12 protein-coding genes are annotated in these 13,189 nt (G+C 71.5%); 3 read left to right on the top strand and 9 right to left on the bottom strand.

Annotated elements, in window-relative coordinates:
* Positions 1-58: 58 nt before the first annotated feature.
* Genes ACZ4M5_RS06510 through rfbD form a run of 3 tightly spaced genes read left to right on the top strand, consistent with a single transcriptional unit; the run spans position 59 to position 2,990 of the window.
* The gene (locus tag ACZ4M5_RS06510) at positions 59-1,126 is read left to right on the top strand and encodes a glucose-1-phosphate thymidylyltransferase (RefSeq protein ID WP_467733698.1); all 1,068 of its coding nucleotides are present in this window, start codon (positions 59-61) and stop codon (positions 1,124-1,126) included.
* The gene (gene rfbB / locus ACZ4M5_RS06515) at positions 1,123-2,109 is read left to right on the top strand and encodes a dTDP-glucose 4,6-dehydratase (protein WP_467733700.1); all 987 of its coding nucleotides are present in this window, start codon (positions 1,123-1,125) and stop codon (positions 2,107-2,109) included. The genes ACZ4M5_RS06510 and rfbB overlap by 4 nt, the downstream gene beginning before the upstream one ends.
* A 32-nt stretch (positions 2,110-2,141) precedes the next feature.
* Positions 2,142-2,990 (top strand): dTDP-4-dehydrorhamnose reductase, encoded by an 849-nt coding sequence (gene rfbD, locus ACZ4M5_RS06520; protein WP_467734261.1) that lies wholly within the window; start codon positions 2,142-2,144, stop codon positions 2,988-2,990.
* 111 nt (positions 2,991-3,101) lie between these two features.
* On the opposite strand, the gene ACZ4M5_RS06525 is transcribed toward rfbD, so the two are convergent.
* The 9 genes from ACZ4M5_RS06525 to ACZ4M5_RS06565 form a co-directional block, all read right to left on the bottom strand.
* Positions 3,102-3,455 (bottom strand): MerR family transcriptional regulator, encoded by a 354-nt coding sequence (locus ACZ4M5_RS06525; RefSeq protein WP_467733702.1) that lies wholly within the window; start codon positions 3,453-3,455, stop codon positions 3,102-3,104.
* A gap of 539 nt (positions 3,456-3,994) precedes the next feature.
* Positions 3,995-4,321: an SCO5918 family protein gene (locus tag ACZ4M5_RS06530; RefSeq protein ID WP_467733704.1), complete on the bottom strand. Its 327-nt coding sequence runs from the start codon at positions 4,319-4,321 to the stop codon at positions 3,995-3,997.
* Between the two features lie 55 nt (positions 4,322-4,376).
* The gene (locus ACZ4M5_RS06535) at positions 4,377-4,640 is read right to left on the bottom strand and encodes a CBS domain-containing protein (protein ID WP_467734264.1); all 264 of its coding nucleotides are present in this window, start codon (positions 4,638-4,640) and stop codon (positions 4,377-4,379) included.
* Positions 4,641-4,788: 148 nt separating this feature from the next.
* The gene (locus ACZ4M5_RS06540; protein ID WP_467733706.1) at positions 4,789-6,306 is read right to left on the bottom strand and encodes a DEAD/DEAH box helicase; all 1,518 of its coding nucleotides are present in this window, start codon (positions 6,304-6,306) and stop codon (positions 4,789-4,791) included.
* A 251-nt stretch (positions 6,307-6,557) separates the two neighbouring features.
* Positions 6,558-6,761 carry a cold-shock protein gene (locus ACZ4M5_RS06545; protein ID WP_028799214.1) on the bottom strand — a complete coding sequence of 68 codons (204 nt, stop codon included), beginning with the start codon at positions 6,759-6,761 and terminating at the stop codon, positions 6,558-6,560.
* Between the two features lie 440 nt (positions 6,762-7,201).
* Entirely contained in the window at positions 7,202-8,608 is a 1,407-nt protein-coding gene (locus tag ACZ4M5_RS06550) for a Cys-Gln thioester bond-forming surface protein (RefSeq protein WP_467733708.1), read from the bottom strand.
* 273 nt (positions 8,609-8,881) lie between these two features.
* Entirely contained in the window at positions 8,882-9,358 is a 477-nt protein-coding gene (locus tag ACZ4M5_RS06555) for a single-stranded DNA-binding protein (RefSeq protein WP_467733710.1), read from the bottom strand.
* Positions 9,359-9,541: 183 nt separating this feature from the next.
* Complete coding sequence (locus tag ACZ4M5_RS06560; RefSeq protein WP_467733712.1) at positions 9,542-11,428, bottom strand: YfjP family GTPase; 1,887 nt, start codon at positions 11,426-11,428, stop codon at positions 9,542-9,544.
* Between the two features lie 3 nt (positions 11,429-11,431).
* The gene (locus tag ACZ4M5_RS06565; protein ID WP_467733714.1) at positions 11,432-13,039 is read right to left on the bottom strand and encodes a dynamin family protein; all 1,608 of its coding nucleotides are present in this window, start codon (positions 13,037-13,039) and stop codon (positions 11,432-11,434) included.
* Positions 13,040-13,189: the final 150 nt, after the last annotated feature.

The raw sequence follows: 13,189 nt of genomic DNA on the forward strand, positions 1-13,189 counted from the left end.
AACTGCGGCGGAACACAGGACAGGAGCCCGGCACAGCCCCCTGGTTAGGATGCCCTGTATGAAGGCTCTCGTTCTGTCGGGTGGCTCGGGCACTCGCCTGCGTCCGATAACCCACACCTCGGCCAAGCAACTGGTGCCCGTCGCCAATAAGCCCGTGCTCTTCTACGGTCTCGAGGCCATCGCCGATGCCGGCATCACCGATGTCGGCATCATCGTCGGCGACACCGCCGAGGAGATCCGGGAAGCCGTCGGTGACGGCTCCAAGCTCGGTATCGACGTCACGTACATCCCTCAGGACAAGCCGCTCGGCCTGGCGCACGCCGTGCTCATCGCACGCGAATTCCTGGGTGACGACGACTTCGTGATGTACCTCGGCGACAACTTCATCGTCGGCGGCATCACCGCTCTCGTCGACGGATTCCGCACGGAACGCCCCGACGCGCAGATCCTTTTGACCCGGGTGCCCAACCCGACGTCGTTCGGTGTCGCCGAACTCGACGGCAGCGGCCGGGTCAAGGGGCTGGAGGAGAAGCCCGATGAGCCGAAGAGCGATCTCGCGCTGGTGGGGGTGTATCTCTTCACTCCCGTGATCCACGAGGCGGTCCGCGAGATCGAGCCTTCCTGGCGCGGCGAACTGGAGATCACCCACGCCATCCAGTGGCTGATCGACCAGCGCAAGGACGTCCGCTCGACGACCATCTCCGGCTACTGGAAGGACACCGGGAACGTCGCCGACATGCTGGAGGTCAACCGCTCCGTCCTCGAGACGCTGGAGCGCAGCATCGAAGGCAGCGTCGACGAAGCCAGCGAGATCATCGGCCGCGTGCGCATCGAAGCCGGCGCGGAGGTCCGCGGTTCGCGCATCGTGGGTCCCGCCGTCATCGGCCCCGGCACGGTGATCAGCGACTCGTACATCGGCCCCTTCACCTCCATCTCCGAGGAGTGCCGGATCGACGACAGCGAGGTCGAGTACTCCATCGTCCTGCGGGAGTCCTCCATCACCGGTGTACGACGGGTCGAGACCTCGCTCATCGGCCGCAACGTCCAGGTCACTCCCGCGCCCCGCAATCCCGCAGCCCACCGCCTCGTCCTCGGCGACCACAGCAAGGTGCAGATCTCCTCATGACGACCCGCATCCTCGTGACCGGCGGCGCCGGTTTCATCGGCTCCCACTACGTCCGCACCCTGCTCGGCCCCTCGGGCCCGGGCGACGTGGCGATAACCGTCCTGGACAAGCTCACCTACGCGGGCAACCCGGCCAACCTCGACGAGGTGCGCGACCATCCGGGTTTCGCGTTCGTCCGGGGCGACATCTGCGACCCCGAGCTGGTCGGCGAACTGATGGCCTCCCACGACGAGGTGGTGCACTTCGCGGCCGAGTCGCACGTGGACCGGTCGATCGACGGCGGCGCCGAGTTCGTCCGCACCAACGTGGTCGGCACGCACACCCTGGTCGACGCGGCACACCGCGCCGGGATCAAGGTGTTCGTGCACATCTCCACCGACGAGGTCTACGGCTCCATCGACGAGGGCTCCTGGCCGGAGACCCACCCGTTGCAGCCCAACTCGCCCTACTCGTCGGCCAAGGCGTCCAGCGACCTGATCGCGCTGTCGTACCACCGCACCCACGGCCTCGACGTGCGGGTGACCCGCTGCTCCAACAACTACGGGCACCACCACTTCCCCGAGAAGGTCATCCCGCTGTTCATCACGAACCTGCTGGACGGCAAGAAGGTCCCGCTGTACGGCGACGGCGGCAACGTCCGCGACTGGCTGCACATCGACGACCACGTCCAGGGCATCGAGCTGGTCCGCACCAAGGGCCGGGCAGGGGAGATCTACAACATCGGCGGCGGCACCGAACTGTCCAACAAGGAGCTGACCCGGCTCCTGCTGGAGGCGTGCGGCGCCGACTGGGACAAGAGCGTCGAGTACGTCCAGGACCGCAAGGGCCACGACCGCCGCTACTCCGTGGACTGCACCAAGATCCGCACGGAGCTGGGGTACGAACCCCGCAAGGACTTCGCCGGCGGCCTCGCCGAGACCGTCGCCTGGTACCGGGACAACCGCGCCTGGTGGGAGCCCCTGAAGGAGCGCGCGGCGCTGTGACCTCCACCTGGCTGATCACCGGAGCCGGCGGAATGCTCGGCCGGGACCTCACGGCCCGCCTGGCGGCCGACGGCGTGCGGAGCGTGGGCCAGACCCGCGCGGACCTCGACGTCACGGACGCGGAGGCGGTACGTCGGGCCGTGGCGGAGCACCGGCCCGACGTCGTCGTCAACTGTGCCGCCTGGACGGCCGTCGACGACGCGGAGACCCGCGAGGCCGACGCCCTGCGGATCAACGGCGACGGACCCCGGCATCTGGCAGCGGCGTGTGCCGAAACCGGCGCCAGGCTGCTCCAGATCTCCACGGACTACGTCTTCGCGGGCGACAGCGGCTCCCCGTACCCCGAGGACGCCCCTACGGGTCCCCGAAGCGCCTACGGCCGCACCAAACTGGCCGGCGAGCAGGCGGTCCTGGCCGCACTCCCCGACACGGGCTACGTGGTGCGCACGGCGTGGCTGTACGGCGCGGGCGGCGCCAACTTCGTCCGCACGATGATCGGGCTCGAAGGCGTCAGGGACACCCTCGACGTGGTCGACGACCAGCGCGGCCAGCCCACTTGGACCGTCGACCTCGCCGACCGGGTCGTACGCCTCGGGAACTCCGCACTGACCGGCGCCGCTCCGGCCGGGGTCTACCACGGGACCAGCAGCGGCGAGACGACCTGGTTCGGCCTCACCCGGGAGATCTTCCGGCTGCTCGGCGCGAACCCTGAGCGGGTGCGCCCGACCAGCAGCGCCGCCTTCGTCCGTCCGGCTCCCCGGCCCGCCTACAGCGTCCTGGGCCATGACCGTTGGTCCGCCGTCGGCATCGAACCGATCCGCGACTGGCGCGAGGCACTGCACGAGGCGTTCCCGGCACTGCTGGCGGCCGAGCGGCCGTAGACCGGGCAGACGCGCACCGAACGAGAGGGCTCCGTGCCGGATCGGACGGGGTGCGTGCCGGACAGGGCTTGTGCCCGGCGTGTCGTTGTACCGGACGGCTGAGAGTCGCTGTCAGTCGTTCCGGGAGCCCGAGGCGTCGGGTGCCGTGTGACCGGCGCGGCGGCGGTACTCGGCGTTGATGCGCTGCGCCTCCTCCAGCTGGTCCTCGAGGATGACGATGCGGCAGGCGGCCTCGATCGGGGTGCCCCGGTCGACGAGCTCGCGGGCCCGGGCCGCGACCCGCAGCTGGTAGCGGGAGTACCGGCGGTGTCCACCCTCCGAACGCAGCGGAGTGATCAGACGGGCCTCGCCGATGGCCCGGAGGAAGGCGGGAGTGGTGCCGAGCATCTCGGCGGCCCGGCCCATCGTGTAGGCGGGGTAGTCATCGTCGTCCAGACGATCACTGAGGGGTCTGTCTGCCGTCATGTCACCTCGATGTACGAACGCGTCGAGGGGCCCTGGTGCCGTACGGCACCAGGGCCCCGAAGGAAATTGAACACCATCTGCCGGCCCTCATGCGGTGCCGACCTTCTGTGTCCGCTACCGGCCCTGAACAGGGGGGCGCGGGGATCGCGGCTGCGTGACCGGGGACCACCTTCCAATCCGGGGTCTTGCGGTACCCGGCCGCTGCTTCTCCGGCCGGGCGATCCCGATGGCGTCGACTCCTCCGTTCTTCCTCTGTACCTGCTTCTTGCGTCTGTTCCCGGCGCTTCGCCCGCCGGACTCGTTCGACCTTGACTACGAGGAAGAGACTAACCGAGCGAGTAGTGAAAGTCTACTCTCGCCACTGCAGATTTTTGGGCACATGGGAGCGCGGGTTTCTGTCCTGGTCACGGACCGGGTCACGTGTCGTCGGATCCGCTGGACCGACTCCCGCCGCGCCCGGTCCCGGGCAGCGGTGAGGGCCCTGCCGACGCGCGTCGGCAGGGCCCTCACCGGGCTTGCGGGCGGTTTCCCGTCCTCGCTCAGACCTCCTGGGGCGCGTGATCCGCCGGTCCGGGCGAGCCGAGCAGGGCCGACGCCGTCTCGAGCGGCGTGAGGTCGCGTACGGGCGCGGTCCCGGGGATATGGCAGGTGAATCCCAGGCGCGTCAAAGCCCGGACGACCTCGCCGGCGGTGAAGTCACGACGGTCCTGCCGGGTGATCACCTGGCCCACCTGCTTGACGGGGTAGCGGCGACGGCCGATGGCCACGGACTCGGCCGTGACGGGTTCCGGCGTGACACCCTTCATCAGGGCCAGCACGCCGTTCTTGGTCAGGTCGAACGGATAGCGGGCGATGACGCAGCGCATGGTGCTCCTGCGGGGAGAAGGGGCCGGGGTGGCCCGGGAGGGCGGGGAAGACGGTTCAGTGGGCGGAGACGAACACGTCCCGCAGACGCAACCGGTCCGTGTACGAGGGACCGCCGCGGTGTGCGGTGAGTTCGGCCCGGGTCACCGATCCGGTGCACTGGTCGTCCTCGTCGCACAGGAGAAGACGCTCCACACGGGCACCGTCCATGACGGACAGAGCGACCTCGACCGTCATGTCGCCCCGGACCCGGGGGCCACACGCGGCCTCCTCGTGAGACGAGGCGGGGGCGAAGGGGGCCGTCTGTGGCCGCGGTGTCAGGACAGTGGTCAAAAGGTGCCTCCGGGAGACGAGTGGGGAGCGGTCAGCCGTCGTCGGCCGGTCGCCGGCAGGATCGCGAGACCGGTGGCCGGGCCGCCGGGACGACGCCGGGTCGGGCCGCGTGGAACGCCGGGACGATGCCGGAGTTCTAGGCCGTCCGGTCGGCGGCCCGCGGCGTCCCGCGCCACCCGGACCGTCCACCCGTACGCCCCTGGGACGCACGGTCGCCGCGGCCCCGGGAGGAGGGAGCACCGGACGACCCGGACCGGCGGGGGCGGGGCACCGCCGGCGCGGTGATGACGACCGGGACACCGGAGGGCGCCTGGGCGCCCGTGATCCGGCTGAGCTCCGCCGCACCGGAACTCACCGCCGTCACCTGCGGAGTGATCGCGGCCGAGGCCATCAACCGGTGCATGCCGCGGCGCTGGCCGGGTGTCACGAGGGTGACGACGCTGCCGGACTCGCCGGCGCGGGCGGTACGGCCGCCGCGGTGCAGGTAGTCCTTGTGGTCGACCGGCGGATCCACGTTGACGACCAGGTCGAGCTGGTCGACGTGGATGCCGCGGGCCGCCACGTTGGTGGCCACCAGGACCGTCACGTGGCCCGTCTTGAACTGGGCCAGGGTCCGCGTGCGCTGCGGCTGCGACTTGCCGCCGTGCAGCGCCGCGGCGCGGACACCGCTGTGCAGCAGGTGCTCGGTCAGCCGGTCCACGGCGTGCTTGGTGTCCAGGAACATGATCACCCGGCCGTCGCGCGCCGCGATCTCCGTCGTCGTCCGGTGCTTGTCCGCCTCGTGGACGTGGAGCACGTGGTGCTCCATCGTGGTGACGGCGCCCGCCGACGGGTCGACGGAGTGGACCACCGGGTCGGACAGGTACCGGCGCACCAGCAGATCGACGTTGCGGTCGAGGGTCGCCGAGAAGAGCATCCGCTGCCCGCCGGTCCGCACCTGGTCGAGCAGCGCGGTGACCTGGGGCATGAAGCCCATGTCGGCCATCTGGTCGGCCTCGTCGAGGACGGTCACGGTGACGTCGTCCAGCAGGCAGTGCCCGCGGTCGATGAGGTCCTTGAGCCGCCCCGGTGTCGCGACGACGATCTCCGCCCCGCCCCGCAGCGCGTTCGCCTGCCGGCCGATCGACATGCCGCCGACGACGGCCGTGAGCCTCAGCCGCACCGAGCGGGCGTACGGGGTCAGCGCGTCGGTCACCTGCTGGGCCAGTTCACGGGTCGGCACGAGGACCAGGGCGAGCGGCTTGCGCGGCTCAGCCCGCCGGCCCGCCGTGCGGGCCAGTACCGCGAGGCCGAAGGCCAGGGTCTTGCCCGATCCGGTGCGGCCGCGGCCCAGCACGTCCCGTCCGGCGAGGGAGTTCGGCAGGGTCGCGCCCTGGATCGGGAACGGCACGGTCACACCCTCGTGGCCGAGCGCGGCCAGCAAGGGAGCCGGCAGGTCGAGATCGGCGAACGTCTCGACGGCGGGCAGCGCGGGCGTGACCGTGACCGGCGGGGCGAACTCGCCCCCCGGCGCGGACTGCCGGCGCCCGTAGCCGGCGGAACGCCGCGGCGCCCCGGACCGCCGGGCCTCGGAGCCCTTGGAGCGGTCGTAGGGGCGGTCGTAGGAGCGTGCGTTGGAGCGGGTCGATGTGCGGGGGGTGCGTGCGGAGTTCATGCGGAACCTTCCTCGATGTGGCACAGGGGCGCGTAGCGAGGAAATTCCGCAGCAAGACGAACGGCGCAGAGAGTCTCGAGAACGAGCCGAAAGCGAAGCGCGCCGATTCGATGGATCGGCGGATGAGACGGAGTTGGCGCCACCGTTCAGGGGGCCAGTGCATTTCCGTCGTGTGCCCTGAAAATGCAGCGAGCTGGGGCCCGCACCCCAAGGTGCGGGCCCCAGCTGCGAAGTACGCGTTGCCGCGTGGGTCAGGCGGGAACGATGTTCTCGGCCGTCGGGCCCTTCTGGCCCTGCGCGATGTCGAACGACACCTTCTGGCCTTCCAGCAGCTCACGGAAGCCCTGGGTGGCGATGTTCGAGTAGTGGGCGAAGACGTCGGCGCCGCCGCCGTCCTGCTCGATGAAGCCGAAGCCCTTTTCCGCGTTGAACCACTTCACGGTGCCAGTAGCCATGTCATTTCTCCTTCGGAGACGGTGTTCGAAAATCCACCCTGTGTGGATTTCGAGTCGCCGTGTTGATCAACCGTCGGAAAATGAACCTTCTGGCAACCACACCTGCAACTGGAACGACGTTAGCACGGCACTCTCCGGCCTGCGGGTTCATCGTTTTCCGTGCCGATCCGCAAGAGAGGAATACTCGCCGAGTGCCGCAGCTAATTCTGTGCTCACGGCGACAGATATTGCCAGGGCGGAAGCATCGTGTTTCTGTCGGCGGGCTGCAGGCGCAACGCCCTGACCACCGATGATCAACCGCGTGCCGCTCGTGCCGGTACCGATCAGCGCACCAGCGGCGCGGGGTCCCCGGGCACCCTTCCAGCGATGTAGGTCACATCGACCGAATGGCCGCGTGTCCGCCGCGCGGCAGCACACCCGGCCGGTCACCCGCCCGCCGGTCACTCGCCTGCCGTGGTCTCCCTGCGCCGCAGCACGATCAGCGTCGCCCCGCCTATGACGACCAGGCCGATGGCCGTGCCCGCGATCAGGGGCGTGAGGGCCGAGCCGCCGGTCTCGGCGAGGTTGGTGTCGGCGGCCGTACCGCTGAGCGTGGCCGGGGACGGCTCGCTGAGCGTCTGGGTGGCCGTACCGTCCGCGCTGCCCCGGGTCCGGCAGTCCAGCACCCCCGTGAAGCGCTTCTCCAGGCCGCCGGGCCCGTGGACCGTGAAGTCGTAGGACTGGTCCTCCTGGAGGGGGACGGTCACGGTGCGGGTCTCACCGGGGGCGATGGTGTGCTCGAGTCCGGCCAGGTCGAAGGTGAACGGCTCGTCGCCCTTGTTGGACGCGATGACGTCGAGCCCGCCCTCGGCGCAGTTCTTCGCGGCGGACAGCGCGGGGACCGGCCCCTCCTTCGCCCATGTGACCCCGGCCGTCGCCGACACCGTCGACTCGCTCGACCCGGCCAGAATCTGCGTCTGGCTGCGGCTCTCGGAGGCGAAGGCCCGGCCGACCGGGACGGTGGTCGAGGCCTGCACGGTCAGATCCGCCGTACCGGCGTCGGCCTCCTCGGGGACCTCGACGTACACCTGTCCGCCGTCGGTGGTGGCGGTGACGGACTCGCCCTGCCGGTCGACGATGCGGACCCCGCTCGTGGCCGCGTCAGCCGGTGGCGTCACCGTCACGCTGCCGGCGTTCGTCCGCACGGTCAGCGGACCTATCCGCTCGCCGGGCCGGCCGGAGACCGCCGGCGGGTCGAGGGTCAGCGAGGCCCTCGGCTCGGTCATGGCGCGGGCGCTCTTCTGCAGGTAGTCCGCGAGCTGCTCGGCCTGCGGGTCGACGGCGTCGACCTCCGCGTCGTCCGAGTAGCGCCAGATCGCCACCTGGGTGCCGGCCGCCGCGTCCTGCTCGGTGAGCGGGCCCCGCACGCCGGCCTTGCGCGCCAGCGCGGCCAGGTCGTTCACCTGCGGGTAGGAGTGGTGCAGGATCCAGCGGATCTTCCCGGCGTCCGGGTTGGCGCCCAGGGACGTGCCGCTCCACGGCGTCTCGTGGTACTTGGCGTCCCGCTGCGTGGGGTTGTGCAGGTCCACGCAGTACGTCTGCAGCATGCCGCCGCCGTCCACGGACATCTCGAACAGCCCCGCCGAGATCTCCTGGTCGCCGGTGCCGCCGCGTATGACGGCCGCGCCGAAGGTCTTCAGGCCGCCTATCGTCGCGGCGGCTCCGCCCTGTCTCTGCGTCGTCTCGTCGGCGGCGGCCCGGCCGGCGCCCGCCAGCCCGCCCGCGGTGACCATCCCGGACACCAGCGTCGCGGCGACCAGGCGGGTCCCTCGCCTGCGTGCGAACAGCTCAGAGAACGAAGCAAGCACCAAATTCCCCTTCGAGCAGGACCGGTTGTGGGGGGACGGTCCCACCAGCAGAATCAGAAGCCTCGCGGGCCACACCAGCCCCGGAAGCCATGTCCGGCATCCTAGGGATGCGGCGGACCCCGGCCGCCGGTCAGACAGTCGGACGAGTGATCCGACTCGGAATCGTTATCGCCAAAGCCCTTGCGGGCAGGGCTCGTCGACCAAATCGCCCGGGTCGTAGCGGGCGTAGTCACCGATAAGCCGCAGCCCGGACGGAGGCGAGGAGAGCTGACGTCAGGTCAGAGCCGGTGCTGAGCGCGGTTGTTGATGTGAAACCTCCACTGACCCGGGTGAACCATCCTGTGGTGTGTCCCAGTTGGGCTCGGGCTGCACCGCAAGCGCCGACGTGTCCGCCTTGCCGCCGCGCCGGAACGCCGCGGTCCCCCAGGCCAGGTCATGGCCGATCGCCACGGCGTCGATGTCGGCCGACGTCCGGTTCTGCCCCTCGCGCACGTCGGTGCGCACCTTCAGCCGGCCCTGCACGATCACCGGTTCGCCCACGGTCAGGGACGCCGCCGCGTTGGTGGCCAGCTGCCGGTTGGCCCAGACGGTGAAGAAGTTGGTGTGCCCGTCGGCCCAGCTGTTCTTCTCGCGGTCCCAGTAGCGGGCGGTCACCGCCAGCCGGAACCGGGCCGACGGACCGGACGCCATCTCCCGGTACACCGGCTGCGTCGCCACCCTGCCGACCGCGCAGACCATCGTCTCGTTCATCGTGAACCCCTCCCTCGCCCGGCTCACCGCGCCGGGCCGGCATGCGTACGGGCCCGTCCCGTACGGCTGTGTCCCCCAGACTGCCGCCGTCGGGCCGGGCCCGCTGAGCCCTGTGGACGCACCTGTGACCTGTGGACAAGGCCGTCACCCGAGTGAGTGAGAAGCGCTGAAACGGGGGCGGCGTCACCGCCCCGCCCCCACCACCCTCCCGTACTGCTCGCGGACCTCCCGGTACCGCAGCAGCTCCGCCGCCACCGGGTCCAGCACCCGGGCCCTGCCGCACCCGGCCGCGGCCTCCCGCAGCCGGCGTTCCGCCTCCTGCCCGTAACGCCGGGCCGGGCCGCGTGCGGCCATGCGGCAGCTCCACTCGATGAGCGGGCCGCCCACGATGCCGATGACCATCAGCAGGACCGGCACACCGAGGTTCGGCGCCATGACGCCGACGATCTGGCACATCAGCCACAGACCGCCCAGGAACTGCAGGATCGTCATGCACGCCTGTGTCAGCACGGCCACCGGCCACCATCCGGGCCGCGGCGGCCGGCCGGTCGGCACACTCGCGCGCACCGACAGCTCGTCCAGTGCCTCGGGCAGCCCCTGCGCGCCCCGGGCGGCCGCCTCGCGCACCGCCTGGGCCCAGGGGGCGGGCAGTCCGGCGGAGGCCCGGTCGGCCACCGTCCGCACCGCCTGTTCCACCCGCTGGCGGGCGGTGGCCTCCTCGTCGGCCTGCGTGCGGGCGATCCGGCCCGTGGTGGGCTCGCCCCGGTCCTGGTACCAGCGCCACAGCCGCAGCCAGGGGGTGCCGCAGGCGCGGTTGGCGTTGCGCAGCCAAGCCCGTTCGGCGGCCTCGCCGGCCGCCGTGGCGCCGACCGCGTCCGCGAGCCGGTCGGCGAACTCCTCCCGTGCCTGCTCACTGAGCCCCGTGCGCCGTTGCGTGGCGTAGACGGGCCACAGGCGCGCCGCGGCGATGTCCACGTCGGCCGAGATGCGGCGCGTCGGCGCTCCGCGCTCCGAGACGAACTGGCCGAGCGCTTCGCGCAGTTCGCCGACGCCGTCGCCGGTGAGGGCGGACAGCGCGAGCACCGTGGCCCCCGGCTCCCCGTACTCGCCCAGCGCGATGCCGTCCTCGTCCAGGAGGCGCCGCAGGTCGTCGAGGACCTGCTCGGCGGCTTCCCCGGGCAGCCGGTCGACCTGGTTCAGCACCACGAACATGACTTCGGCGTGGGCGGCCATCGGCCGCAGATACCGCTCGTGGAGGACGGCGTCGGCGTACTTCTCCGGGTCGACGACCCAGATGACGGCGTCGACCAGGGCCAGGATGCGGTCCACGTGCTCGCGGTGCTGCACGGCGGCCGAGTCGTGGTCGGGCAGGTCGATGAGCACGAGGCCGCGCAGGGGCGATTCGCCGTCGGCGGCCGGCAGTGGCCTGCGGCGCAGGCGGGGCGGGATGCCGAGCCGTTCGATGAGGCTCGCGGCCCCGTCGCTCCAACTGCACGCGATGGGCGCCGCGGTGGTGGGGCGGCGTACGCCCGTCTCCGAGATGGTCACCCCGGCGAGCGCGTTGAACAGCTGTGACTTGCCGCTGCCGGTGGCGCCCGCGATGGCGACGACGGTGTGCTGTCCCGACAGGCGGCGCCGTGCGGAGGCCTCGTCGAGCACCCGGCCCGCTTCGGACAGGGTGCGGCTGTCGAGACGGGTGCGGGACAGGCCCACGAGTTCGCGCAGCGCCTCCAGACGGGCCCGCAGCGGTCCGTCGTAGACCAGCGGGGTGACGGCCGCCGGGGCGGCGGAGCGGCTGTCCGCCGTGGGATAGCGGGTGCTCTGTGCGGTCTCGTCGACCCGGCGGGCGATCAGCCCGTCGTCCCAGGCGTCGCCCGAGGACTCCGCACGGCCGTCCTCCACGCGCGCGTGCCCTGCTTCCGCGGGGTCGCCCTGCGGGCCCTTGCCGGACGCCTTCCCGCCGGCCTCCTTACCCTCCTTCACCTCCCTCCCCTCCTTCCCCTTCTTCCCCTTCGCGCCGTCCGGCCGGTCGGCGTGCTCGGTGTGGTCCTGGTCAGTGACGGCGGTCACCGGTCACCTCTCCTTCTGCAGTACGGACAGCGCGGCGATGAGTTCGGCCTGGGGCTCGGGGTGGATGTCGAGGGTGTCCAGGGGGGCGAGGCGGCGCTCCCGTTCGGTGTGCAGGACCCGGTCGACGTGCTCGCCGAGCAGCCGTCCGGCCCGGTCGCGCAGGCGCAGCGCGCCGTGGGCGCCGATCCGCTCGGCGAGTGACTCGCCGGCCGTGCGGCCCCGGCGGCCGCCCAGCAGCGAGGTCGCGACCAGAGCGGTGACCAGTTCGGGATCGGGTGCCAGGTTGCGGTCGACCTCGCGGACCTCCTCCTCGGCGAACTCCTCCAGCTCCCGCCGCCAGCGCCGTACGGCCAGCCCGATGCGGTGCCCGGCGCTCTCCGAGGCGGCGTCGGACACGGCCAGCTCCGGGGCGGCCGAGGCGGGTTCACGGCGCCAGGCGTCGTCGACGCGTTCCTCGGCGGCCGTGACGGCGCACAGCAGCAGGGCGCTCAGGCTCTCCACGAGGGCGTCGAGGAGTTCACCCGAGGTGCAGTCCAGTGGAAAGGCGCGCCACCGCTTGAGCGCGTCCCCGGCGAGGACCGCGCCGGACTGCAAACGGCCCCGCACGCGCGCGTGCTCGCCGTCGTACGCCGTTTCGACGGCGGAGGTGAGCCGCAGGGCGGCGGCGTACTGCGCGGCGGAGGCACCGGCCAGTTCTGGCATGCGGGACTTGAGGGAGTCGAGGACGCCGTACGCGGTGCGCGTCAGGACGTGCTGCCGGGCCGCGGGGTCCTGCGCCTGGTGGATGAGCCAGGTGCGCAGCTGGGCGACGGCCGAGGCGGGCAGGAGCCCGCCGCCCCAGGCGGACTCGGGGAGTTCGGGAACGGTGAAGCGGGGCAGCTCGCCGAGGCCGGCCTTGGTGAGCAGGGCGCCGTACTGCCGGGACACCTCGTTGACGACCTGATGGGGCACGCGGTCGAGGACGGTGACCAGGGTGACGTCGTACTCCTTGGCGGTGCGCAGCATGTGCCAGGGGACGGCGTCGGCGTACCGGGCGGCGGTGGTGACCATGACCCAGATGTCGGCGGCGCAGATGAGTTCGGCGGCCAGGACCCGGTTGTCGGCGACCAGGGAGTCGATGTCGGGGGCGTCCAGCAGGGCGAGTCCGGGTGGCAGCGTCTCGGCGGTCTCGACGCGCAGCACGCGCGCCGGGTTCTCGCCCGGGAGCAACAGGTCGTCGGGGGCGTCCTGCTGGGGCATCCATACACGCGTGAGGTCGGGCAGCACTCTCATGCCGCTGAACCAGTGGTGGTCCTCCGGATGGCAGACCAGCACCGGGGTCCGTGTCGTGGGCCGCAGCACCCCGGCCTCGCTGACCCGGCGCCCCACGAGGGAGTTCACGAGCGTGGACTTGCCCGCGCCCGTGGAGCCGCCCACGACGGCCAGAAGCGGCGCTTCGGGGTCGCGCAACCGGGGCACCAGGTAGTCGTCGAGCTGGGCGAGCAGTTCGTCGCGGTTGGCACGCGCGCGTGGGGCCCCCGCCAGGGGCAGCGGGAAGCGTGCGGCGGCGACACGGTCGCGCAGGGCGGAGAGTGCGTCGAGCAGCTGAGGCCGTACGTCCAAGGTCACCACAGGTGCAGAATGCCCAATTTTAGGGGAATTCTGAAGCATATGAGCATGTCTGCGCGCCGATAGAACACAAGGGACGCAAGGGACGAGTGGGACAGAGGCGCACTCCAGGCATAACGAGTGCACAACACCCGATGCCGCAGACGCCAAAAG

Source organism: Streptomyces sp. NPDC026246, assembly GCF_055567995.1.